This window comes from Phyllobacterium trifolii (genome assembly GCF_014192095.1).
GTDB classification, from domain to species: domain Bacteria; phylum Pseudomonadota; class Alphaproteobacteria; order Rhizobiales; family Rhizobiaceae; genus Phyllobacterium; species Phyllobacterium trifolii.
Genome location: NZ_JACHXN010000005.1, coordinates 64,244 through 88,519 on the forward strand (window position 1 = coordinate 64,244; position 24,276 = coordinate 88,519).

Consider the following 24,276-nt stretch of genomic DNA (forward strand, 5'->3'; position numbering starts at 1 on the left):
CTTTGATACGGCTCGGCGTTTCACCAATACATCCGACGGATTAGATATCAGGCGCGCTTTGCGATCGGCGTCACGTTGGTCTTGCGGTTCATTTGTGCGTGATCATTAACAAACTGGACAATGCGTGGCGCAATCTCTGCACGAAACCGCGAGCCATTGAATACGCCATAATGGCCAACCTTCCGTTGCAGGTAATGCATACGCATCTCGTCCGGAATATTGACGCACAGTGTCTGGGCAGCCTTGGTCTGGCCGACGCCGGAGATATCGTCGTTCTCCCCTTCGACTGTGAGTAGCGCAACATTGCGAATAGCGGAGGGATTGACCGGGAGGCCCCGGTGAGTCATTTCGCCTTTCGGCAATGCCTGGCGAACGAATACTGTGTCCACAGTCTGCAAATAGAATTCTGCGGTCAAATCCATGACCGCGAGGTATTCATCATAGAATTCACGATGCTTGTCGGCGGAATCGCCATCTTCGTGCACCAGATGCATGAAGAATTCCTTGTGGGCAGTGATGTGGCGGTCGAGATTCATGCTCATGAAGCCGGACAACTGCAGGAATCCCGGATAGACATCACGCATGAACCCGCCATGTGGCCACGGAACCGACATGATCACATTATCGCGGAACCAGTTGATCCCCTTTTCTTCCGCCAGCTTGTTGACGGCAGTCGGATTCTTGCGGGTGTCGATCGGCCCGCCCATAAGCGTCATGCTGGAAGGTGCGAATCTATCCCCATTGGTCTCCATGATGGAGACGGCGGCAAGCACCGGAACGGATGGCTGACAGACGGCCACGACATGGGTATCTTCGCCCAATGCATGAAGCATTTCAATAACATAATCGATGTAATCATCGAGGTCGAATTTACCGTCGCTCAGCGGGACGCTACGGGCATCAACCCAATCGGTGATGTAGACCTCGGCATACGGCAGCAACGCTTCCACCGTGCCACGGAGCAAAGTTGCATAGTGACCCGACATCGGCGCCACCACCAGAATCTTCGGGTCGGCAGGACGTTTGGCATTCAATGCACGTTTGAAATGGATGACGTTACAGAACGGTTTCGACCAGACGATTTTTTCTTTTATGTCTGTTTCGACACCGTCAACGATCGTTGTCGGCAAGCCGAAGGAAGGTTTGCCGTAGCATCGCGTCGTGCGTTCGAACAACTCACACATCGCAGTAACCGAGCGCCCGACGACGGTTTGCGACAATGGATTCAAAGGGTTATCATAGAATAACTTGGTGGCGTCGGCGAGTGCGCGGTAGGGTTGGAGTGCGGCATGGTTCAGTTCATAGAGCTGATAAAACATCCAATTTCCGATCGATCAACGCAACGTCAGTTCCAAGAATCTCTCCCTTAAATATGAAAGATTTCTTGACTGGTCAGTGACCGTAGCGGGTTTCCCCAATATTGCAATGCAACAATGGGATAAGGTCGGGTATAGATGTTCACAACTTCACGCGTTGGAAACCACGGTCCGCCAGCGATCAAGCGCCTTCGACGACCAGCATCTCTCCATCGGCAACAGTAATGCGAATTGCCTTAGCTGCTTGATATTCCTGAGAATTATAGCAATCGAGGGCCGCTTGAACGGAAGGAAATTCGATGACGACGTTGCGGCCGCGAGCCTGACCTTCAAGCACATGGTACTGGCCGCCACGAGCCAGAAAATTGGCACCGTATTTTTCAAAAGCCGGCTTTGCCGTTGAGATATAGTCCTTGTAGCGTTCTGCATCCCTGACATCGATGCGTGCAATCCAATATCCCTTGGCCATCTATATTCTACCTTTCACAACCAAATTACTCGACAGAGTTGAAAATCTTGCGCCATTTCAGCCGATTGTTGTGTGAGATTCAATGATTCTTGCGTAGGTTTTGCTGAAAGTTCCTGCTTCATATGCTGCTTCAGGCGTTGGACATTTCCGCAAGAATAGCTGCTGCGGCCGCTTTCCGGTCTGAAGCGCCGACGATCGGCCGGCCGACCACCAGATGACTTGCACCGGACCGCAGCGCATCGGCGGGCGTCATCACTCGTTTCTGATCGCCCACGTCAGCACCGGCCGGACGGATTCCGGGTGTGACAATGGCTAGTTCCGGTCCGACGATCTTGCGGACGGCGGCAGCTTCCGTCGCCGCGCAGACAATCCCGCCCATCCCCGCCTGAAGCGCTTGCTCGGCGCGGATGAGGACCAGCGTATGGGGATCATGCTCGTAGCCTGCATCGGCCAGGTCCTGCTCGTCCATCGAAGTCAGCACCGTTACACCGAGAAGGCAAAGGTCCGATCCCTTGGCTGCCTCTACTGCCGCCCTCATCGCCTTGGGGTAGGCGTGCAATGTGAGCATGGAGACGCCCATCCTGACAATGTTCTCGACACCCTTGGCAACGGTATTGTCGATGTCGAGAAGTTTCATATCGAGGAAGACTTTTTTACCCGAGCTGACGAGTTCGCTGGCAAAGCCAAGCCCGCCGGCAAATGCCAGCTGGTAGCCGATCTTGTAGAACGACACCGTGTCGCCAAGTTCGCTGACGGCCTGTTCCGCTGCTTTCAATGTCGGCACATCAAGTCCGACGATCAGGCGCTCGCGCAAGGCCGCATCAATCATGACAAATCACCCTTTTTGTTGATCGAACCTCAATCGCACAGATAAACCGGATAGGAAATATGCTAGCGCAAGTTTTGTCTATCGACGAGAAATGGCGAATCTCGTGTGGTCGATCAAGGATTGGCACGCGCGCTGCATCGATTTGGCAGTCCGCTCGTCCTTGAACGAACCATCCTCGGCGAATGCGTCCTGGGCGCGCGGCACCGAACATTGTTCCGTAATGATCTGGGTGCCAACATTCATCATGACGGAGCGCAGGTGATAGAGGCCGCGAGCACCTCCGAAATTGCCGTCCGAGGACGAGCACAGCGCCACGACCTTTCCGGCATAGGGCTTGAGCGGCTTGTCGCCGTCCTTCGAGATGCGGCTGACCCAATCAATGGTATTCTTCACAAGCGGCGGGATCGACGAGTTATATTCCGGCGACGCGATCAAAATGCCGTCATGCGCCGCGAACAGCCGGCCAAGTTTCATGGCATTTTCCGGAACGCCTTTTTCCTTTTCCAGATCCTGATCCATGAGCGGCAGCGGATAGTCGATCAGCGCAATCCGTGTGACATCGGCGCCGAGTTCCACCAACGTCCTGACCGCAACATTTGCAACCTGGCCGCTATAAGCACCCGTACGATTCGATCCCGCGAAAACAAGAATTTTCGGCAGCATTGAGTTCCCTCTGAGGAATTTACCAGACCACGCGAAGACTATAGGAGGTCAATCGACCCGGCGGTAGACCCACAAACGCGCAGGCGGCACATTACGGATAATGAAATCGAGATGTTCGATCTTGTAATTGCCACGCCCGGCCGGAACCGGCGACATCGGCCCATAGGTGATCTGCACAATCGGCCGGCCATGCGGAATGCGGCGCAGCAAATCTTCGATGATCTTGACGCGGTCGCCGACGGGGAAATTCAAAAGCGGTACGGCAGAAACGACCGAATCGAACTTCTGCTCGCGCTTGTCGCCGAGGGTCACGTCCAGATTGAAGGCATCGCCCTCGATGATATTCACGCCGGGAAAATCCTCGCGCAAATGCTGAGCAAAATCCGATGAATACTCGACGCTGTAGAGCTTGGTTGGAGCAACGCCGCGATCAAGGATTGCGCGGGTAATAACGCCTGTGCCCGGCCCCAGCTCAAGCACGGGAAGGCCTGAGTGCGGGTTGACGACGCTGGCCATGCGGCGGGCTGTTATGGAGCTTGTCGGCAGGATCGAGCCCACAGCCTTGGGGCCATGCATCCATCCCTTGAAGAACCGGATTTCCTCGCCGAACTTTTCGGCCAGTTTCTTTCCCAAGGGTCGTGACATCCCGCTTATCCTCCGTCGCAGTTAGACAAGTTTATGACGCAACACATGGCGGAAGCAAGACCGACACCCGGAAAAGTTCCAATAAAATTATTCGCTTAGGCCCTCGAAGAACTCTTTCATCCGCGCAAAGAAGCCGGACGATTGCGGGCTGTTGTCCTGCGACGAGATGCGGTCGAACTCTTCCAGCAACTCGCGCTGCCGTTTGTTGAGGTTTTGCGGCGTCTCGATAGCGATCTGAATATAGAGGTCACCCATGGCCGGCTGGCGCAGCACCGGCATGCCTTTGCCCTTCAGGCGGAATTGCTTGGCGTTCTGCGTACCGTCCGGAATCTTGACACGTGTCTGCGTGCCGTCGAGCGTCGCTACCTCGAACTGGCCGCCAAGCGCCGCGGTCGTCATCGAGATGGGCACTTTGCAATAAAGATCGGCACCATCGCGCTGGAAGAATTCATGCGGCTTCAACGAGAGGAAAATATAGAGATCGCCGGCGGGTCCGCCACGCAGGCCCGCTTCGCCCTCGCCCGTAAGCCGGATACGTGTGCCATCTTCGATGCCGGCCGGAATATTGACCGAAAGAGCGCGCTCTTCGGTCATACGTCCCTGTCCACTGCATTTCGGGCAAGGATCCTTGATGATCTGGCCACGGCCATGGCAGGTCGGGCAGGTGCGTTCGATCGAGAAGAAACCCTGCGCCGCCCGAACGCGCCCGGATCCGCTACAGAGGCTGCAGGTAACCGGCTGCGTACCTGGCTTGGCGCCACTGCCTGAACATTCGTCGCAGGTGATCGAAGTTGGAACCCTGATCTGCGCCGTCTTGCCCGCATAGGCTTCTTCGAGCGTTATTTCCATATTGTAACGCAGGTCGGCGCCGCGCTCGCGCCCGCCTGACCGGCGCTGGCGTCCACCGCCCATCATCTCGCCGAAAATGTCTTCGAAAATATCGGCAAAGCCACCGGCGCCACCAAACCCGCCGCCGCCATTCATCCCGCCGTTTTCGAAGGCGGCATGACCGAACCGGTCATAGGCAGCACGTTTCTGCGGGTCCTTCAGGGTTTCATAGGCCTCGCCGATTTCCTTGAAGCGGTGCTCGGCATCGGCGTCGCCCGGATTCTTGTCTGGGTGAAATTGCATTGCCAGTTTACGGAAAGCGCTCTTCAGCTCTTTCTCATCAGCGCTTTTCGCTACGCCGAGGGTTTCGTAATAGTCAGCCTTCATCCAGACACTCATTCCCAGAAATTCGCAAACGCTTCTTCAGAAGCGCATTTAAAGGCGGTATTTAGGTGTTCGCGCCCGCGAATGCCATAGCCAACTTATATTGATTCGCCCGAAATGGCGCATATTTGCTGATTATTGCGTTTGTGTGGCAGGCGCTCCACGAATCTGAGACATATGTTTAGCTTGTTCAGTGCCAACCTTGGAACTCGTAATAGCGCCAATCGTCATCGGCGATCGAATTTTCCCAGTGCTTAAGGTCCTCCCAGCTTTTGTCGGCGATTGTCGAAGTGTCATAGTCGACATCCTCATCAAAAGATCGGGGCCCGCCGGTAAGCTTTGCTATCACTGCGCTTGTCAGGTCGGCAAATCGCAGTTGAAAGCTGTCGGAAGCAGCAAATCTGATCGACACCGTCTTTTTGAATTCCGATAGCCGGGCCAGATCTTCCGGGCTAAACCAATCGGCGTCTTCGGGTTCAAAATCCTCGACGTAGAGTTCGAATCCGCTCACCAGATCCTTGTTTTTCAGGATATCAAGCTTCGGGTTGGACAAGCGGAACTTGAAAGGGAGAAATCCCGAATGTTTGGAGAAACTGAAGCCTGGGTAAATCTCGCAGGTCATTTCAAATTTGTTAAGTTCACTGATCATATCAGGAATTATATCGTCCGATATCTCATTCAGATGTACCCAGTACTCCATGCTCATATGTGGTCCTTTCAAATGTTTAAAGCTATTTGGATCGTTTACAAAAAGATCACGTCACGAAATTCGATCACGCTGTAATTACGTATGTTCTTATTATGTTCCATCGCAAGAGAATATCAATTATCCAAAAGTCCTATAGCGGACCTGCCCACAAACAAAAAAAGCCCGGCACGATGGCCGGGCTTTTCATTAGAACGCAGTGAAGTCAGTTAAGCGGACTTCTTCTTGCCGTCTTCGTCGATTTCTTCGAAATCGGCATCGACGACATCGTCATCCGCCTTGGCGGTTGCATCGGCTTCGCCACCTTCGGCAGCAGCGGCCTCGGCAGCCTGTGAGGCTTCATACATGGCCTGACCAAGCTTCATCGAAACTTCGGCAAGCGTCTGGGTCTTTGCCTTGATCACCTCGGCATCATCGCCTTCGACCGCCGTCTTCAATTCGGCAAGAGCCGTCTCGATCGACGCCTTGTCCTCGGCCGAGACCTTGTCGCCATAATCCTTGAGCGACTTCTCGGTCGAATGGACCAAAGCTTCAGCCTGGTTCTTCGACTCGACAGCCTCGCGGCGCTTCTTGTCGCTTTCGGCGTTGGCCTCGGCGTCCTTGACCATCTTTTCGATGTCGGCATCGGAAAGACCACCGGATGCCTGAATACGGATCTGATGCTCCTTGCCCGTGCCCTTATCCTTGGCCGAGACGTTGACGATACCATTGGCGTCGATGTCGAACGTCACCTCGATCTGCGGAACGCCGCGCGGTGCGGGCGGAATGCCAACGAGGTCGAACTGGCCGAGAGACTTGTTGTCGGCAGCCATTTCACGCTCGCCCTGGAAGACGCGGATCGTCACGGCGGACTGGCTGTCCTCGGCCGTGGAGAAGGTCTGCGACTTCTTTGTCGGGATCGTCGTGTTGCGCTCGATCAGACGGGTGAAGACACCGCCGAGTGTTTCGATGCCGAGCGAAAGCGGGGTAACGTCGAGCAGAAGTACGTCCTTGACGTCGCCCTGCAGAACGCCGGCCTGAATGGCAGCACCCATGGCAACAACTTCGTCAGGATTCACGCCCTTGTGGGGTTCCTTGCCGAAGAAGGCCTTCACGATTTCCTGAATCTTCGGCATGCGGGTCATGCCGCCGACGAGAACCACTTCATCGATCTCGCCAGCCTTGAGGCCGGCATCCTTGAGAGCCGACTTGCAAGGCTCGACAGTGCGCTGAACCAGATCATCGACCAAGCTCTCGAACTTGGCACGCGACAGTTTCATCGTCAGGTGCTTTGGACCGGTAGCATCAGCGGTGATGAAGGGCAGGTTGATTTCCGTCTGCTGCGCGGACGAGAGCTCGATCTTGGCCTTTTCGGCAGCTTCCTTGAGGCGCTGCAGAGCGAGCTTGTCGTTCTTCAGGTCGATGCCCTGTTCCTTCTTGAACTCGGCTGCGAAATATTCGACCAGACGCATATCGAAATCTTCACCGCCAAGGAACGTATCGCCATTGGTGGATTTGACTTCAAAAACGCCGTCGCCGATCTCGAGGATCGAAACGTCGAACGTACCGCCGCCAAGATCGTAGACGGCAATGGTCTTGCCTTCCTTCTTGTCGAGGCCATAGGCAAGGGCAGCCGCAGTCGGCTCGTTGATGATGCGCAAGACTTCAAGGCCAGCGATCTTGCCGGCATCCTTGGTTGCCTGACGCTGGGCGTCGTTGAAATATGCTGGAACAGTAATGACAGCCTTCTCGACCTTTTCGCCAAGATAGGCTTCCGCCGTTTCCTTCATCTTCTGCAGGATCATCGCCGAGATCTGCGATGGCGAATATTTCTTTTTGTGAACTTCTACCCATGCATCGCCATTGTCGCCTTTGACAATGTTGTAAGGAACAAGCTTCTTGTCCTTCTCGACGGTCGGGTCTTCATAACGCCGGCCAATGAGGCGCTTGACCGCAAAAACCGTGCCTTCCGGATTGGTGACAGCCTGGCGCTTGGCCGGCTGGCCAGCGAGGCGCTCATCGCTATCCGTAAAAGCGATGATCGAAGGCGTTGTGCGTGCACCTTCTGCATTTTCAATAACCTTCGCGTTTTTGCCATCCATGACAGCGACGCAGGAATTGGTGGTACCTAGATCAATACCGATAACTTTAGCCATTACTCTTCTCCATTCAGCAGGCTGCCGGGACCTCTGCCGAGCATTCCATACGGCAGCCTCTAGGGGTTTCACAGTCCAGAGTCGCCGGGATGGGCGGTTCTAGCGTGTTGAGGGCTATATAAGAAGCGGAAAATTACCATGCAAGTCAGAAGAGGCTGCATTTGCATGCTTAATCACCCTAAAAGACTCGGCAAAATGCTTTTTTCGCCCCATATATCGCCTATGACCGACAATGCACTCCATCTCCCCTTGCCTGGACATCGCCGGAGCCGGCTTATCAACAGGCTGCACACCTGGCTGCTGCTGGCGGGAAGCCTGCTGTTGCTCATCGTTTGCGCGTGGACCCTGGCGGGGCCAGCCGGCATCATATACGCCTTCGTGTTTGGCGGCATCAGCCTTTATGCCATCAGGCGCATAAGTCCTCAAATGGTGCTGACGATGTATAAGGCAAGGCCTGTGACGCGCGCCGAATTCCCGCAAGGACTGGCGATCGTCGAGGAGCTTGCGCGCCGCGCCAGCCTGCCAAAGTCGCCGAAACTGCACGTCATTCCCTCGCGCATGATGAACGCCTTTGCTGTGGGGCGAAGAGACAATTCCGTCGTCGCGGTTACCGATCAGCTCATTCGGGCACTGACAGCGCGCGAGCTCACTGGCGTTCTTGCGCATGAAATCAGCCATATTCATAACGAGGACCTCAAGGTGATGGCTCTGGCCGATACGGTCTCGCGCTTTACCTCGCTGATGTCCACTGTCGGTATCGTTTCCCTCCTGTTCAACATCACCTGGATGGCCAGCGGATCGGCGGCGCAAGTGCCGTGGCTCGGCGTGATCGTGCTCTTGTTTGCGCCGACCATCGGCGGATTGCTGCAGATGGCGCTGTCGCGCACCCGGGAATTCGATGCGGACCTCGGTGCCGCAATGCTGACCGGCGATCCCGATGGTCTCGCCAATGCGCTGACGAAACTGGAGAAGGCACAGGGCAGGATCTGGGAAAACCTCATCCTTCCCGGCGGACGCATTCCCGATCCCTCGATTCTCCGTACGCACCCGCTGACGGAAGCCCGCGTGGCGCGGCTGCACGCGTTAAAAGAAGCATGCGATATGGCGGCTCGTGGCGATATATTGACGGAGCTGGAGCTGAAGCCGGAGGACCATATCCGCACGCGCCCCAGATCTGTCCCGCAGATCGGTCAGCAATATGGACGCTGGAACTCCAACAATCTGGAAATCCTGTCGCTGATCAACACGCAGGCAACGCACCCGATCGTGCAGGGCAGCGAAGCGGAATGCGAGGCCTGCGCCCAGAGCCTTTATACGCCGGATGGCAAGCCGCGCGTGCACGTGGCGCGCGGCGGCGTGTACTGGTGAGTTCTCCGGGTTAAACCGTTTCCCAGTTACCGCTCTCGCCTGCACGATAAACGGCGTCGATCAACTTTTGATTGAGGACGGAGTTTTCCAGGGTGAACACTTCGACATCCTCGCCCTGTGCGGCACGGGCAAAGGCTTCCACCTCAAGGCAATAATGGTCCACATTGCCGAAGTTGTATTCGGTCGCGGTTCCATGGTTGGCGTCATGCAGCGTGATCTTGGCGTGGTCGTATTTGCCGGTGTTGAACGGCGCGAGGACCTCGATGTAACCCTTGTCGCCATGGAACGCGATCGACTGGCGCGCGGCGAGCTGTGTTGCGACATAGAAGGTCAATTCGAAATCCTCGAAGTCAGCGCGAACGCTCGCATAGCGATCGGTACCGAAATCCGGATCGCGCTCGATGGTCGCCATGGCGCGAACGGGTTCCTTGCCGGTGACGAAGCGTGTGGCCACTGTCGGATAGACACCGATATCGGGCAAGGCGCCGCCGCCCAGCGACAGCTGGTTGCGCATATTGCTCGCGTCCTTGTTGAAATAGGTGAACGCTGCCTGCACCTGGCGCAGGCGGCCAATGGCGCCGGTCGCTATCAATTCGCGAACCTTCAGCCATTGTGGGTGATACGTCACCATGAAGGCTTCCGATATCAGCACGCCATTGGTGTCGCGGGCGCGCTGCAGCGCTGCGATCTCGCTGGCATGCAACGAGATCGGCTTTTCGCACAGGACGTGCTTGCCGGCCTCGGCGGCCTTCAGGCACCATTCCACATGCTGTGATGTCGGGAGCGGAATATAGACGCCGTCAATATCGCTCGAAGCCAGCATGTCATCGTAGGAACCAACGGCGTGCGGCGCCCCAAAGCGGTCAGCCACGGCGCGGGCTTTCGAAAGGTCGCGGCTGGCAACGGCCGACAGGACCGAATTCTCCGCATTGCATATGGCGGGAATGACCGCCGTTACCCCGATTTTTGCCGTCGACAGAATACCCCAGCGAAACATGATGACATCTCCTTCTCGTCGGCGCGCAACCTAGGTCGTAAACTTGAAGAAATCAATGAAGGCGCGCAGTGCCGGACGCATCTGCCGGCGGCTCGGGTAATACAAGTAGACGCCGGGAAACGGTGCGCACCAATCCTCAAGCACGCGGCGGAGTTTGCCTTGAGCTATGGCTTCCGGCGCCATGTCTTGCAGCAGGAACGCGACGCCAGCACCGCCGAGAGCCGCTTCGACAACAAGCCGGTCATCGCCAAGAATAAGCGGCCCGTTTACATCAAGGACGATCTCCTCACCATCTTTCTCGAACTCCCAACGATAGACCTGACCACTGGAGAAACGGCGGCGGATACAGAGATGGTCGAGAAGGTCGTGCGGGTGCCGCGGCACGGCATGGTTTTCGAAATAGCCCGGCGTGGCGACGATGCTCGCTGTGATCACATCGCTCATGCGCACGGCAATCATGTCCGGCTCCAGGCTTTCCCCAAGCCGCATGCCGGCATCGACACCCGTTGCGACAATATCGTTGAACGGTTCCTCGACACGCAGCTCGAGCGTCACGCCCGGATATGCTTCGCTGAAGGCAGCAAGGCGGGGGGCGAGCAGCCAGTGGGCGGCGAAAGGCGGAACACTCAGACGCAGATTGCCGGCAACGCGGTTGTTCGCCTCCTTGACCGCATCCAGTGCCAGGTCGATTTCACCAAGGGCCGGGCGAAGGCGTTTGAGTAGCAGCGCGCCTTCCTCGGTGACCGCGACGCTGCGCGTCGTCCGGGCGAGAAGCCTTACACCCAAACTCTGTTCGAGACTGGAAATCGCGTGACTAACGGCCGACGGCGCGATGCCGAGTTCCTTGGCCGCGCCGCGAAAACCGCCACTCGCCGCGACCGTCGCGAAGATAGCCAGTTGGGGAAGCCGGGATCGATCCATTGATCTACCATATAGAACAAGCTGTACAAATTTAAGCGAATTATCGAACAAGGTTGCCGCACTTACCTTTCAATAACCACACCACAAGGAGATCAGTGATGGAAAAACGCAAACTCGGAACAGAACTCAGCGTCTCGGCAGTGGGCCTCGGCTGCATGGGCATGACCTTCGCCTATGGCGGACAAGATGAAGCCGATGCAATCCGCACACTGCATCGCGCAGTGGATATAGGCGTCACCTTTTTCGATACGGCGGAAGTCTATGGGCCGTTCGACAATGAGATTCTCGTGGGCAAGGCAATGAAAGGCCGTCGCGACAAGGTTGTGATCGCCACCAAATTCGGCTTCAAGATCGCCCACGAAGGCGAGGGCATATCGCGCATGGTCGGCGTCGACAGCCGGCCGGAACATCTGAAGGCCGTTGCCGAAGCATCCCTTGGACGCCTCGGTATTGAGCAGATCGACCTTTTCTACCAGCACCGCGTCGATCCGAACGTTCCGATCGAAGATACGGTCGGAGCCATGGCCGACCTCGTCAAACAGGGCAAGGTGAAAGCCCTTGGCCTCTCCGAAGCCAGTGCCGCCACAATCCGCCGTGCCCACAAGGTGCATCCGATCGCTGCGGTGCAGAGCGAATATTCGCTGTGGAGCCGCGAGCCGGAGAACGATGTTCTTGCCGTCTGCCGCGAGCTTGGCATCGGCTTCGTGCCGTATAGCCCGCTTGGACGCGGTCTCCTCACCGGCACGATCAACAGGCCGGATGAACTCGGCACCGATGACTGGCGCAAGACCTTGCCGCGCTTTCAGGCCGAGAACATGGATGCCAATGCAGTCCTGATCGCCACACTCAAGGGACTAGCTGCGGACAAGGGCGTCACACCGGCACAGCTGGCGCTGGCCTGGGTGCTGCACCAGGGCGACTTCATCGTACCGATCCCCGGCGCCCGCAAGATCAAGCATCTCGAAGAGAATGCAGCTGCGGCTGATATTTCCCTGTCTGCCGCTGATCTCGCCAAGATTGGCGATGCGCTCTCACCGGCGCGGGTGGCGGGAAACCGTTACACGGAGGCGTCGCTTGCACTCGTGAATGGCTAATCGGACTTAAAATTACTGGTGACAGAAGGGGGCGGCCATGGCTGTCCCTTTCGCGCCCTTGACAGGCAAATCGACGTAAGGCCTATTCCTGACCGTCGCTGACCACTTTTAAAAGTTTGCCGGCGGTTGTATATCGCGCAAGATCGATTTTGTCTCAACAAGCCGCGCCATCCTCTATTTTGCCCCGGCGCCGAACCTGGAATACCATGGAAAAAGCAACGAAAAAGTCCCTGCGGCGTTGGTCTGTCGGATTGGTTCTTCTGGCGATCCTCGCTTATTTTGTCCCTTATCTGGTGATCTTTTATCTGATCTGCGGACTTTACGATTTGTCGCGCAACAAGAATCTCAACCTCCAGGTTGTCGAGCAATACTTCTTCGGCAATGGCATGTTCACCTGGGTCCTTTCGCCGCTCAACATTCTTCTCGACATCCTGTCACTGCCCTACGTCAACAAGGGCGTTTACAAGCTGCAGGACCTTCCGGCCAATTATCAAGCCGAGGTGAAGCGCCTGATTACAGCGACGCAGAAGGAAAACATCGTCGGGCAGTTGCAGGCACGCGCCGAACAGCAGGCGCGCAGCATGTTCTTTTTTAAATGGTACGGCAAAGACCAGCCGAGTTTCGCCAACGTGCCGTCCTTCTACGAGAAGTACAATTTCGTGAAGACGATCGGTGTGTCTGTCTTCAACAAGAAGAATTCGACTTCAAAGCATTTCGGTCCGATCCGGGCAACGATACGCGTGCTTTACAACATCAACGACATGAACGATCACACGGCCTATATCTGGTGCGGCGATACGACGAGCTACTGGAAAGACGACAAGCTGTTCATCTTCGATGACACGCTGATGCACCAGTCCGTCAACCAGACCGACCAGACACGCTATTGCCTGTTCGTCGATATCCTGCGCCCGTCTTATCTGCCGGGCCTGTTTGCCGCCATCGTTTCGTTCATGGGCGTCATTCTCAAGGGCAGCAACTCGATCTTCTACAAGAACTGGAAAGTTATCCAGAAGTAGCTGTTACTGGCCAGACAGAAGGAAAGGGGCGCGATGCGCCCCTTTTTTGTTGGTGTTGCGGTAGAACTATCCCCGCAGCACGCCACCGGTCTGTTTGCCGACACTTTCAACGATGCGTTTTGTCAGCGCTTCCAGATCCTCATCGGTCAAGGTGCGCTCCACGGGCTGGATGGCCACCTCGATCGCAACGGACTTCTTCTCAGCGCCAAGCGATGCGCCTTCGAAAAGGTCGAAGACCTGAACGCCGGTGATCAGCTTCTTGTCGCCGGCAAGCGCTGCCCGGACAATGGCACCTGCTTCCACGGCCTTGTCGACCACAAAAGCAAAGTCACGGCGCACAATCTGGAAATCCGAAAGGTTAAGCGCCGGCTTGGTGCGTGTCGCCTTCCGCTTCGGTTCCGGAATGGCATCGATGAAAACTTCAAAGCCGCAAAGGCTTCCAGAGACATCAAGCGTTTCCAGCGTTTTTGGATGGAACTCGCCGAAGGTTCCGAGGATTACCTTTGGCCCGAGCTTGATCGTGCCGGAACGCCCGGGATGATACCAGGCGGGACCGCCGCTTTCGATCTGCAACTTATCAATCGGAGCGCCGCACGCTTCGAGCACCGCAAGCGCGTCGGCCTTTGCGTCGAATACGCCAACTGACCCAATATTACCCGACCAGTGACGACCCGAACCTTCGAGCTTCGCGGTACCCCGGCGAACACCGGCAGCAACGCGGCGCTGTGCGTCGGGCGTATTGCCTTCATAAGTGCCGGAGACTTCGAATAGCGCCAGATCATTGAAGCCGCGATCGGCATTGCGCTGGGCGGCAGCAAGTAGGCCCGGCAACAGCGATGGGCGCATGTCGGACATGTCGGCCGCGATCGGATTAGCAAGCTTCAGTTCGCTCTGACCGCCGCCGAATGCTTTCGCTGACGCTTCCGAAATGAACGACCAGGTAACCGCTTCCATCATGCCACGCGAAGCAAGTGCCCGGCGGGCATTGCGCGTACGGATCTGCAACGTTGTCAAGATCTTGCCGTTGACCGCCGCATGGCTAAGCAAGGGCTGCGGATCGATCTGGTCGACGCCATGAATGCGCATGACTTCCTCGACCAAATCGGCCTTGCCGTCTATATCTGGACGCCATGACGGGATCACCACATCAACAAGCTCACCGCTCCCTTGCGGCTTGAAGCCGAGGCGAGACAGGATATCGAGGCTCGTTTCAGCCGGAACATCGATGCCGGTAAGCCGCTTGACCTCCGATGCGGGGAACTGGACTATCTTCGGTGTATGGCCCTTGTAGCCGATGACTTTCGCTTCGGATGGCGTACCGCCGCAGAAATCGAGAACCAGCTGTGTGGCAAGCTCAAGACCGGGGATCATGAACTCAGGATCGACGCCGCGCTCGAAACGGTAGCGCGCATCGGTAATGATACCAAGCGTCCGGCCTGTACGGGCAATATTCATCGCGTCCCAAAGCGCGGACTCGATCACGACATTGGTGGTGTTCTCATCACAGCCGGAATATTCGCCGCCCATGATACCGCCAATCGATTCGACCCCATCAGCATCGGCGATGACTACATTGTCCGGACCGAGCCTATATTCCTTGCCGTTGAGGCCGAGAATCTGTTCGCCTTCCCGGCCGCGGCGCACGGTGAGATTGCCACTGACCTTGTCGGCATCGAAGACGTGCAACGGACGGCCGCGATCGAAGGTCAGATAGTTGGTTATGTCGACGAGCGCATTGATCGGGCGCAAGCCTATGGCGATCAACCGCTGCTGCAGCCATTGCGGGCTGTGACCGTTCTTGACGCCCTTGACGGTACGCCAGGCAAAGCCGGGGCAAAGATGGGTATCGTCGCCAAGGTCAAGATGAACGTCCACCAGCGCGGGCCCTGCGCCTTGGACGGGCACGATCGGCCCGTTCCTGAGTTTGCCGAGACCGGCTGCAGCCAAGTCGCGGGCAATACCGTAGACGCTGGTGCAATCTGGACGGTTCGGCGTCAGGTTGATCTCGATGACCGGGTCGTTCAGGCCGGCATAGGCAGCGAAGCTGGTTCCCACAGGCGCATCTGCGGGCAAGTCGATGATGCCATTGTGTTCATCCGACATCTGCAATTCGCGCTCGGAGCACATCATGCCATGGCTTTCGACACCACGGATCTTGCCGACCGACAGCGTAAGGTCGATGCCCGGAACATAGGTCCCTGGAGCTGCGAATGCGCCGATCAGGCCGGCGCGGGCGTTCGGCGCACCGCACACCACCTGCAGCGGCTTGCCGTCGCCCGTATCCACAGTCAAAACCTGCAGCTTGTCAGCGTCCGGGTGGCGGGAAGCTGTTAGCACCTTGGCTATGACGAAGGGCCTGAGCGCCGACTTGTCATCGAGATGCTCGACTTCCAGACCGATTCTTGTCAGGGAATCGACGATCTCTTCGAGTGACGCCTCGGTCTCGAGATGGTCTTTAAGCCAGGAGAGTGTGAATTTCATGATTTTCACTCGTTTTCAAATTTCGAGGTTTAGAGGTTTCGGCAGGCGCCTTCGTCCCCCGTGAAGCCTGATGGCGCGTTACGCGCTCAGGCCTCCAAACAGCGTCGGCATGTCGAGCGGCCGGAAGCCGTAGTGCTGAAGCCAGCGCACGTCGGCATCGAAGAAGGCGCGCAGATCCGGCATGCCATATTTCAACATGGCAATGCGGTCGATGCCCATGCCCCAGGCAAAACCCTGATACTCGTCCGGATCGAGACCGCCGGCGCGCAACACGTTCGGATGCACCATGCCGCAGCCGAGAATTTCCATCCAGTCGCTGCCTTCACCGAATTTCACTTCCTTGCCAGAGCGGTCGCACTGGATATCGACCTCCAGTGATGGCTCGGTGAAGGGGAAGTAGGAAGGGCGGAAACGCATCTTCAGCGACGGCACTTCGAAGAACGCCTTGCAGAATTCTTCGAGCACCCATTTCATGTTGGCGACATTGGCCGACTTGTCGATAACCAGCCCTTCAACCTGATGGAACATAGGCGAATGGGTGGCGTCGCTATCCATGCGGTAGGTCTTGCCGGGAATAACGATGCGGATCGGCGGCTTCTGGTTTTCCATTGTGCGAATCTGCACGGGGCTCGTATGGGTACGCAGCACCCGTCGCTCGCCGTTCTCGTCGGGATTGAAGAAAAAAGTGTCGTGCATCTCGCGAGCCGGGTGACCCTCGGGAAAATTGAGCGCGGTGAAGTTGTAGTAGTCGGTCTCGATATCCGGACCTTCGGCAATAGAAAAACCCATATCGGCGAAAATGGCGGTGATTTCATCGATGACCTGGCTGATCGGGTGGATACGTCCCCGTTCTGCCGGCGCGGCGCGCACAGGGAGCGTGACGTCCACTTTTTCCTTTTCAAGACGCACAGAAATGGCGGCGTCCTTGAGGGCATTTCTGCGCGCGGTGAGTGCTTCCGTAATACGATTCTTCAAGCCATTGATGGCAGGTCCCTGGAGCTGCCGCTCTTCCGGCGACATGGAACCGAGTGACTTCAGTTTTTCCGAAATCGAGCCCTTTTTGCCGAGAGCTGCGATGCGGACGGCCTCGATGGCCGCCTCATCATTGGCTGACTCAATCTGCGCGGCAAGCACGCTTTCCAGTTGTACCAGGTCGTCCATCGTTCTTCACCTGTTGGTTTCTTGAGATCCCTGTCATTTCCCTCGAAAATGACCGCCTCTTACGCGTCGATGCAGAAAATCGAAAAACCCGCGCCAGCCGAGCCAGCGCGGGTTTCCCAAATCTATATTTCCGGAATGCTTTGGGAGCGCTGGTTTAGTGAACAGCGCCTTCAAAAGCGTTCGGAGTTGTATTCTTGAGATATTCAAGCGCCTTCTTGGCAGAAGCCACGAGCGAACCGAATGCCTCCGGCTCGTGGATCGCGAGATCCGACAGAACCTTGCGGTCAACCTCGATACCCGACTTCGACAGACCGTCGATGAAACGGCTGTATGTCAGGCCATGTTCGCGGACAGCGGCATTGATGCGCTGGGTCCAGAGCGCACGGAAAGTACGCTTCTTGTTCTTGCGGTCGCGATAAGCGTACTGCTTCGAACGATCGACAGCGGCCTTGGCGGTCTTGATGGTATTCTTGCGGCGGCCACGGAAACCCTCGGCCTGCTTCAGAACTTTTTTATGCTTGGCGTGGGACGTAACGCCCCGTTTTACACGTGCCATGATATGATCTCCTTACTGAGATGGATAACGTTTGCCCGATCAGAGACCGTTAGGCAGGAACTTCTTCACGATTTTCGCATCTGGCTCGGAAAGAACCATCGTGCCGCGTGCGTCACGAATGAATTTGTTCGAACGTTTGATCATGCCATGGCGTTTGCCAGCGGCGGCGGCTTTGATTTTGCCAGTTCCGGTGATCTTGAACCGTTTCTTGGCAGCAGATTTGGTCTTCATCTTGGGCATTTTGCTACTCCTGATTTTCTTTCTTGAGGTCCCTGTCGTTCCTACGGAACTCCACGCCTCTTGCGAGGCCCGTTTCACTCCAAAGAGTTTCGGGCCTCTTGTTTTTGACTTCAGGCCGACCAAAGCCTGAAAGCATACAAAACCGCCACGGCATGCCCTGCCGGGCGGTTTGAACGCGTGCTTATTACCAGAAGTCAGAAAAAGCGCAACAGTTGAATCGCGTGAGCCGGCGAAAAGCCTAGTAGAGGCGCAACAGAACCGGCAGAATGTGTTCGCCTTGCAGATATTCCACGAACTCGAGCAATGGATAGGAGACGAAGAATACCAGTCCATCGGTGAACGTCCTATACAGCATGGACGACTTGACGCTCAACACATCTGCTTCCTTGTAAAGTGAGGGATTGGGGAAGAAGCGCGGTACGTCCCGCTTATAACTGGTGTAGGTCTCGCCGAACACCTTTTCGAGATAACCCTCTTCGGCCGTGATGACGAACTGGAAGGCAATGTAGCAAATCACGGCGAGGGCGAGCGACACCGTCAGGCTGCCGGTCATCATGCCGATCCCGAATGCGCCGATCGTGCTGAACACATAGAGTGGATTGCGGCTCATCGAATATGGCCCGAGACGGACAATCTCCGAGCTCTTACGTCCGCCAATGTAGAGCGTGCACCACATACGTCCAAGAATCGTCAGGACAATCACGCCGATACCGAAATCCTCGATATACTCATGCACGCGATCATTGCTCCACGCGGAACGAATCGTAAGAAGTGCAACCAGGATCAAGCCGATGACGATTGCAACGGCAATGCGTCTGCGGTGTTGAAACCGGGACATGTCTTTGAGAGAGTTCAGTTCCGCCATGATGGCCCTTCGAATTTTGATCGGCATAGAAAAAGCCGCCCGAAGGCGGCTTTTCTATGGAAGTTGGTTGGCTTCAGCGCGGCGCCAGAACCATCATCATCTGGCGGCCTTCCAGCTTTGGCTCGGCCTCGACCTTGGAAATTTCAACCGTATCTTCCTTGACGCGATCCAGAAGCCGCATGCCGAGTTCCTGGTGGGCCATTTCACGGCCACGGAACCGCAATGTCACCTTGACCTTGTCGCCCTCTTCAAAGAAACGCTTGATCGCCTTCATCTTCACATCATAATCATGCGTGTCGATATTCGGGCGCATCTTGATTTCTTTGATTTCGACGGTCTTCTGTTTCTTGCGCGCTTCCGCCGCTTTCTTCTGGCCCTGGTATTTCAGCTTCCCGAGATCGACGATCTTGCAGACCGGCGGCTCGGCATTGGGCACGATCTCGACGAGATCGAGTCCAGCCTCATCGGCCATCGCCAGTGCTGCTTGAATAGTGACTATGCCGTGGTTTTCACCTTCGGCATCAATGAGCTGTACCTGAGGTACGCGGATATCGCGGTTGGAACGAGGTCCATCTTTCTGGACCACCTGGGCTCTAAAGGGTCGACGAATGGCAGTAATCTCCTTGAATTATTTCGGACCCGCAAATAGCACCGTCAGGCCGGAGCCGCAATGCTTCTGTGCGCGGGCGCATGCCAATATCGTTATTTTTGGGAAAAATCACGCCAATCAAACATAGGTTTATTTCAGATTTGTGCAATGTTGCGGGCTTCAACGATGAACTTTGCCGTGGCAAAAGGGCCGATCACGACACGGAGTTACCTTTATGAATGCACCCCTGCCCCAGTTCCTGACCGTCAACGGCCTCGATATTGCACTGCGCCGCCGCGAAGGTCGCACGCCTGGCATTGTGTGGCTGGGGGGCTATTACTCGGACATGCTGGGCAGCAAAGCCCAATGGCTGGATCAGTGGGCATCGGAACGCGGCGTGGCCTTCCTTCGGCACGACTATTCCGGCCATGGCGAATCCGGCGGCGAATTCCGCGATGGCACGATCTCGTTATGGCTGGAGCAAAGCCTTGCCATATTCCGGCAGTTTTCGTCCGGACCGCAGATTCTCGTCGGTTCGTCCATGGGCGGATGGATCGCCTTGCGAATGATCGAGGAATTGCAAAGGACTGGCGAAGGCGGGCGTGTCGCAGGACTGGTGTTCATTGCGCCGGCGCCGGATTTCACCTCGGAACTCGTCGAGCCGCAACTGACGAATGATCAGCGCCGCCAGATCGCCCAGCGCGGTTATATGGAAGAGCCGTCCGATTATTCGTCCGTGCCGTACATCTATACAAAGGCTTTGCTCGAAGACGGCAAAACCAACCAGGTTTTGAAGGGTGTCATCCAGACCGATTGTCCTGTTCACATCCTCCAGGGTATGGAGGACAAGGACGTGCCCTATACCCATGCGCTGCGATTAATGGATCACCTGCCTGTCGACGATGTGACGATTACGCTGGTGCGGGATGGCGACCATCGCCTGTCTCGTCCGCAAGACCTTGATCTTCTGACACGAACCGTGTCTTCAATGGTTGAAAGAGTCAAACTCCTTCATCCGCTCCAATAGGTTCCCAGGCTCCATGCGCTTTTCCGTGATCGCTTCCGCTGTCGTCGCTGCTGTCGTCGGTTTTGGCGGAACGCTTGCACTTATCATCGCGGCAGCGCAGGCACTCGGAGCCACACAGGCCGAAACTGCAAGCTGGGTGACTGCTTGCTGTCTCGCGATGTTCCTCGCGACAGGCTATCTGAGCTGGCGTTACAAGATGCCGATCATTGCCGCTTGGTCAACGCCTGGATTGGCTCTCATCGGCGGCTCGATCGGCTTTACCATGCCACAGGCGGTGGGAGCGTTCATTGTCACTGCGATAGCGATCATTCTCACCGGGTTGATCAAACCGGTTTCTGCCTTTGTCTCCAGGATCCCGGCATCGATAGCGTCGGGCATGCTGGCCGGTGTGCTGTTTGCATTCCTGATCGGCGCTGCACGAACCATACCCATAGACCCGTTTTTTGTACTGCCTCTTATTGCGCTCTTCTTCATCATCCGCCTGTTCAACCCGGCCATGGCGGTGCTGGCCGTCCTTTTCGGCGGGGTGATTTATGCTTTTGTCAGCGGCCGCGTTGACAGCGTCCCTGGTGTCGAGCTTTCGACGCTGACACTCATCATGCCGGTCTTCGACATGCGCGCGATGATCGGCCTGGCGCTGCCGCTTTATCTGGTAACCATGGCATCGCAGAACCTGCCGGGCTTTGCTGTCCTTCGTGCAGCGGGTTATGAGCCGCCGACAGCAGCGGCGTTGCAGGTCACCGGTCTGGTCTCTCTTGTCACGGCCCCCTTTGGCGCTCACACAAGCAACATGGCGGCAATTTCTGCTGCGATCTGCACTGGCCCGGATGCGCATCCCGACCCGGAAAAGCGCTGGCTGACCGGCCCGTTCTATGCACTGTCCTATCTGATCTTTGCGATTTTTGGGGCATCGCTGGTTGCCCTGTTTGCCGTCTTGCCTGCGCCGCTCATCGGCCTTGTCGCGGGTCTCGCGCTGATCGGGGCGTTTACCAATGCCCTGTCGCTGTCGCTCAACGTCGAACACGAGCGGCTGGCGGCGATCGTTACCTTTGCTGTTATGGCCTCCGGAATTACCATTGCGGGGATCGGCGCAGCCTTTTGGGCCCTGGTGGCTGGACTTCTCGTCATAGCCATCGACTACGCAAAGAAACGTTTCGCATTTCAATGATTTGGAGCATTTGAAATCACAGTTTCTTGAAAAGCCGCAAAGTCTTTCCCATGTCGATATCAATCGGCCAATAGGGGCCGGGCTTTCTTGATAGGGAAGGGCTTTAGATGAACACTTCTGCTTTAATCCGTCCAGGCTGGTCTCCGGCGACCATCGCTCTGATGATTATCGGGTTCATGTTGTTCTGGCCTCTCGGTTTGGCCATGCTTGCCTACATTGTCTGGGGCAATCGTTTCGGCGGTTTCAAGCACGAAATGAACAACGCGGCCGATAATGTTTGCGGTGCATTCCGCCGCAGCCGCCGTTCTCAGCATTTCGGCCGCGGCCCATTCGGCACTGGCAATATTGCCTTTGACGAGTGGCGCGAGAAAGAACTGCAGCGGCTCGACGAAGAGCGCCGCAAGCTCGAAGAGATGCGAACCGAATTCGAAGACTATGCTCGCGAGCTCCGGCGCGCCAAGGACCGGGAAGAGTTTGATCGTTTCATGGCGGAGCGGAATGCTGCGCCAAAGAAACCTTCGGGTTCTGTTCCAGGTGTGAATGACGACCAGAAATAGCAACTTAAGGTCGGTTCCCTGGAAATCCGATTGTTACGGCGGCGCCTTGTGGCGCCGCCTCTGTTTTGTCTCACCGGTTTTGCTCGAATCAATTAAAGTAGCTCTATGATCCTGTCCTTGTTCCGCAGCCCGCCGAAAAAATCCGCGACGCTTAAAGCCGAGCGGAGTTATGAGGTCGCGGGCCGTGTCCTGCCGCTGCTGGTAATGGAAAATCCGCGGGCGACGCGGTTGACACTGCGTATCGACGCAGGGGGCAAGGGTCTACGCATGACCGTGCCGCCGGGCATACCCGCGCGGGAAGTCGAAAAATTTCTCGTCCGTCACGAAGGCTGGATCGAGACACGCATTGCGAAGATGCCCGATCAACCGAGCGTACGCCCGGGCGTTAAGGTCCCCGTGCGTGGCGTGCCACACCTCATCGTACATGAACCGGCAAAGCGTGGAACGGTACGGCAGGAAAATGGAGCCGAAGGGCCGAGGCTGATCGTCTATGGCGATCGTCCGCATCTCGCCAGGCGCGTTGGCGACTTCTTGAAACGTGAGGCGCGACGCGACCTGGAAATGCTCGTCGCCCGTCACACAGCCACCGTTGGGCGGCGCGCAAAGGCTGTCCGCCTGAAAGATACAAAAAGCCGCTGGGGCTCATGCACATCGGACGGTACGTTGTCTTTTTCCTGGCGCATCATGATGGCGCCGCCACCGGTTATCGACTATCTCGTCGCACATGAAGTGGCCCATTTGAAAGAGATGAACCACGGTCCGAAATTCTGGAAATTGTGCGGCGAGCTTTGCCCCGACACGGAGCGCTGCAGAGCCTGGCTGAAACGCAATGGCAGCGCCTTGCAGGCTATCGATTTCAGCTGATGGAACGCGCTTCTTCACGTGCCGTTTTGCAGGCGGCAAGAACGCTGTGGAATTTTCATCTCATCTATGACGAACTGTCTGAGGTCGATGTGATCATTGGTCTCGGCAGCTACGACTTGCGCGTCGCCGATCGTTGCGCTGAGCTGTTTCACCAGCGCCTGGCCAAAAAAATTCTCTTTACCGGCAAATCCGGCAATTGGACCAACAATCAATTCGATGGCAGTGAAGCTGAAGCGTTTGCCAAGCGTGCCTGGGAACGGGGTGTTCCTGCGGACGCGATCCTGATCGAACCAAAAGCCACCAATATTGGGGAGAACATCCGCTTTTCACGTGCAATGATGGCGAACGACCAGGTGGCTCGCATCATCATTGTCACCAAGCCCCAGACCCAGCGCCGCGCCTATGCGACGGTCCGGGCACAATGGCCCGAAGTATCGGCACTTGTCACTGCACCGATGACGCCCTTCGAAGAACAACCGATCGAAGCCTATCCGTTTGAAATGTTCGTCCACGAAATGGTCGGCGACGTGCAGCGAATACGCGACTATCCGTCCAAAGGCTTCCAGATAGCGCAATCCATCCCTGCATCTGTCGCGGATGCGTTCGATTTCCTTGTTAAAGAAGGCTATCACCACCATCTCTAACCATTGATCGATGCGCAAAATCCTCGACTTTGACGCATTTTCGTGCGAGTGGCGGCTTATGGGCATTGATATCAAGATATGCGGGTTGAAAACCGCCGAAGCAGTGGCTGCGGCGCTGGACGGCGGCGCATCTCATATCGGCTTCATTTTCTTTCCGAAAAGCCCTCGCTATGTCGATCCAGGCGAGGCTGGCCGTCTGCGTCAGGCTGCCAAGGGGCGCGCGATAGCAGTCGCTGTGACTGTCGATCCGGATGACGTCACGCTCGACGCTATTGTTGCTGCGATGCAGCCGGACATGCTCCAATTGCACGGCAATGAGAGCGTCAACCGGGTTGCGGAAATCAAGGCCCGTTATGGCTTGCCGGTCATGAAGGCACTTGCCTTGCGCGAACGCGGCGATCTCGAACAGATCAAGCCGTATATCGGCGTGGCCGACTGCTTCCTTTTTGACGCCAAACCACCAAAGGGATCGGAGCTTCCTGGCGGAAACGGTGTTTCTTTTGACTGGCAGGTGCTGAGTGAGCTTGACGCCTCTATCGATTACATGCTTTCCGGTGGTCTCAACGCGAGTAATATCGGCGACGCGCTGCGGGCAACGAATGCACAAGGCATCGACATTTCTTCCGGCGTCGAGTCTGCACCGGGCGTGAAGGATGTTGGCCTGATCAGAGATTTTTTCCGGGCTGTGCGCGCTGCCAAAAGCGCTGATGCGGCCTGAATATAAGAGGCGGTCGCTTCAACAAAGCGACA

25 protein-coding genes are annotated in these 24,276 nt (G+C 56.5%); 9 read left to right on the forward strand and 16 right to left on the reverse strand.

Annotated features, from left to right (window positions below; all coding sequences use genetic code 11):
• Positions 1-47 precede the first annotated feature (47 nt).
• From FHS21_RS09180 to dnaK, 8 genes are all read right to left on the reverse strand, one after another.
• Positions 48-1,319: a polyhydroxyalkanoate depolymerase gene (locus FHS21_RS09180; RefSeq protein ID WP_183661724.1), complete on the reverse strand. Its 1,272-nt coding sequence runs from the start codon at positions 1,317-1,319 to the stop codon at positions 48-50.
• 178 nt (positions 1,320-1,497) lie between these two features.
• Positions 1,498-1,785, reverse strand: a complete 288-nt coding sequence (locus tag FHS21_RS09185) for a DUF1330 domain-containing protein (protein ID WP_183661726.1) — start codon at positions 1,783-1,785, stop codon at positions 1,498-1,500.
• 130 nt (positions 1,786-1,915) lie between these two features.
• On the reverse strand, positions 1,916-2,614 hold the full coding sequence (pyrF, locus tag FHS21_RS09190; RefSeq protein ID WP_112551780.1) for an orotidine-5'-phosphate decarboxylase: 699 nt from the start codon (positions 2,612-2,614) through the stop codon (positions 1,916-1,918).
• Between the two features lie 78 nt (positions 2,615-2,692).
• Positions 2,693-3,277, reverse strand: coding sequence for an NADPH-dependent FMN reductase (locus FHS21_RS09195; RefSeq protein WP_112524801.1), 585 nt, complete (start codon positions 3,275-3,277; stop codon positions 2,693-2,695).
• Between the two features lie 48 nt (positions 3,278-3,325).
• A complete protein-coding gene (gene pmtA, locus FHS21_RS09200; protein WP_112524803.1) occupies positions 3,326-3,922 on the reverse strand; it encodes a phospholipid N-methyltransferase PmtA in 597 nt (198 codons plus the stop codon).
• Positions 3,923-4,009: 87 nt separating this feature from the next.
• Complete coding sequence (gene dnaJ / locus FHS21_RS09205; RefSeq protein WP_112524805.1) at positions 4,010-5,137, reverse strand: molecular chaperone DnaJ; 1,128 nt, start codon at positions 5,135-5,137, stop codon at positions 4,010-4,012.
• Between the two features lie 187 nt (positions 5,138-5,324).
• Positions 5,325-5,840: a hypothetical protein gene (locus tag FHS21_RS09210; RefSeq protein ID WP_112524807.1), complete on the reverse strand. Its 516-nt coding sequence runs from the start codon at positions 5,838-5,840 to the stop codon at positions 5,325-5,327.
• A 209-nt stretch (positions 5,841-6,049) separates the two neighbouring features.
• Positions 6,050-7,975 (reverse strand): molecular chaperone DnaK, encoded by a 1,926-nt coding sequence (dnaK, locus tag FHS21_RS09215; RefSeq protein WP_112524809.1) that lies wholly within the window; start codon positions 7,973-7,975, stop codon positions 6,050-6,052.
• Between the two features lie 195 nt (positions 7,976-8,170).
• Between dnaK and FHS21_RS09220 the strand changes: the two genes are divergently transcribed.
• On the forward strand, positions 8,171-9,343 hold the full coding sequence (locus FHS21_RS09220) for a zinc metalloprotease HtpX (RefSeq protein ID WP_246410959.1): 1,173 nt from the start codon (positions 8,171-8,173) through the stop codon (positions 9,341-9,343).
• 10 nt (positions 9,344-9,353) lie between these two features.
• Here the strand turns inward: FHS21_RS09220 and FHS21_RS09225 are convergent, their stop codons facing one another.
• A complete protein-coding gene (locus FHS21_RS09225; protein ID WP_112524813.1) occupies positions 9,354-10,340 on the reverse strand; it encodes a Gfo/Idh/MocA family protein in 987 nt (328 codons plus the stop codon).
• Between the two features lie 30 nt (positions 10,341-10,370).
• The gene (locus tag FHS21_RS09230) at positions 10,371-11,261 is read right to left on the reverse strand and encodes a LysR family transcriptional regulator (protein WP_183661731.1); all 891 of its coding nucleotides are present in this window, start codon (positions 11,259-11,261) and stop codon (positions 10,371-10,373) included.
• A gap of 98 nt (positions 11,262-11,359) precedes the next feature.
• Between FHS21_RS09230 and FHS21_RS09235 the strand changes: the two genes are divergently transcribed.
• Positions 11,360-12,355 carry an aldo/keto reductase gene (locus FHS21_RS09235; protein WP_183661733.1) on the forward strand — a complete coding sequence of 332 codons (996 nt, stop codon included), beginning with the start codon at positions 11,360-11,362 and terminating at the stop codon, positions 12,353-12,355.
• 206 nt (positions 12,356-12,561) lie between these two features.
• On the forward strand, positions 12,562-13,374 hold the full coding sequence (locus tag FHS21_RS09240; RefSeq protein ID WP_183661735.1) for an aspartyl/asparaginyl beta-hydroxylase domain-containing protein: 813 nt from the start codon (positions 12,562-12,564) through the stop codon (positions 13,372-13,374).
• Between the two features lie 66 nt (positions 13,375-13,440).
• Here the strand turns inward: FHS21_RS09240 and pheT are convergent, their stop codons facing one another.
• The 6 genes from pheT to infC all read right to left on the reverse strand — a co-directional run bounded on the left by pheT (position 13,441) and on the right by infC (position 19,287).
• The gene (gene pheT, locus FHS21_RS09245; RefSeq protein WP_183661737.1) at positions 13,441-15,855 is read right to left on the reverse strand and encodes a phenylalanine--tRNA ligase subunit beta; all 2,415 of its coding nucleotides are present in this window, start codon (positions 15,853-15,855) and stop codon (positions 13,441-13,443) included.
• A 78-nt stretch (positions 15,856-15,933) separates the two neighbouring features.
• Positions 15,934-17,016, reverse strand: coding sequence for a phenylalanine--tRNA ligase subunit alpha (pheS, locus tag FHS21_RS09250; protein WP_112524825.1), 1,083 nt, complete (start codon positions 17,014-17,016; stop codon positions 15,934-15,936).
• A gap of 154 nt (positions 17,017-17,170) precedes the next feature.
• The gene (rplT, locus tag FHS21_RS09255) at positions 17,171-17,572 is read right to left on the reverse strand and encodes a 50S ribosomal protein L20 (RefSeq protein ID WP_112524827.1); all 402 of its coding nucleotides are present in this window, start codon (positions 17,570-17,572) and stop codon (positions 17,171-17,173) included.
• A gap of 39 nt (positions 17,573-17,611) precedes the next feature.
• Positions 17,612-17,812 (reverse strand): 50S ribosomal protein L35, encoded by a 201-nt coding sequence (gene rpmI, locus FHS21_RS09260; RefSeq protein WP_106713409.1) that lies wholly within the window; start codon positions 17,810-17,812, stop codon positions 17,612-17,614.
• A 238-nt stretch (positions 17,813-18,050) separates the two neighbouring features.
• Positions 18,051-18,668, reverse strand: coding sequence for a methyltransferase family protein (locus FHS21_RS09265; protein WP_112525198.1), 618 nt, complete (start codon positions 18,666-18,668; stop codon positions 18,051-18,053).
• A gap of 82 nt (positions 18,669-18,750) precedes the next feature.
• Positions 18,751-19,287, reverse strand: a complete 537-nt coding sequence (infC, locus tag FHS21_RS09270) for a translation initiation factor IF-3 (RefSeq protein WP_112524829.1) — start codon at positions 19,285-19,287, stop codon at positions 18,751-18,753.
• Between the two features lie 214 nt (positions 19,288-19,501).
• Here infC and FHS21_RS09275 point away from each other — a divergent pair, with 214 nt between their 5' ends.
• The 6 genes from FHS21_RS09275 to FHS21_RS09300 all read left to right on the forward strand — a co-directional run bounded on the left by FHS21_RS09275 (position 19,502) and on the right by FHS21_RS09300 (position 24,244).
• Positions 19,502-20,293, forward strand: a complete 792-nt coding sequence (locus FHS21_RS09275) for an alpha/beta hydrolase (RefSeq protein ID WP_183661739.1) — start codon at positions 19,502-19,504, stop codon at positions 20,291-20,293.
• Positions 20,294-20,306: 13 nt separating this feature from the next.
• The gene (locus FHS21_RS09280) at positions 20,307-21,461 is read left to right on the forward strand and encodes a benzoate/H(+) symporter BenE family transporter (RefSeq protein ID WP_183661742.1); all 1,155 of its coding nucleotides are present in this window, start codon (positions 20,307-20,309) and stop codon (positions 21,459-21,461) included.
• 107 nt (positions 21,462-21,568) lie between these two features.
• A complete protein-coding gene (locus FHS21_RS09285; RefSeq protein ID WP_112524835.1) occupies positions 21,569-22,018 on the forward strand; it encodes a DUF2852 domain-containing protein in 450 nt (149 codons plus the stop codon).
• Positions 22,019-22,123: 105 nt separating this feature from the next.
• The gene (locus FHS21_RS09290; RefSeq protein ID WP_112524837.1) at positions 22,124-22,882 is read left to right on the forward strand and encodes a M48 family metallopeptidase; all 759 of its coding nucleotides are present in this window, start codon (positions 22,124-22,126) and stop codon (positions 22,880-22,882) included.
• The gene (locus tag FHS21_RS09295) at positions 22,882-23,526 is read left to right on the forward strand and encodes a YdcF family protein (protein WP_183661744.1); all 645 of its coding nucleotides are present in this window, start codon (positions 22,882-22,884) and stop codon (positions 23,524-23,526) included. The genes FHS21_RS09290 and FHS21_RS09295 overlap by 1 nt, the downstream gene beginning before the upstream one ends.
• A gap of 58 nt (positions 23,527-23,584) precedes the next feature.
• Positions 23,585-24,244, forward strand: coding sequence for a phosphoribosylanthranilate isomerase (locus FHS21_RS09300; RefSeq protein WP_112524841.1), 660 nt, complete (start codon positions 23,585-23,587; stop codon positions 24,242-24,244).
• The last annotated feature ends 32 nt before the right edge of the window (positions 24,245-24,276 follow it).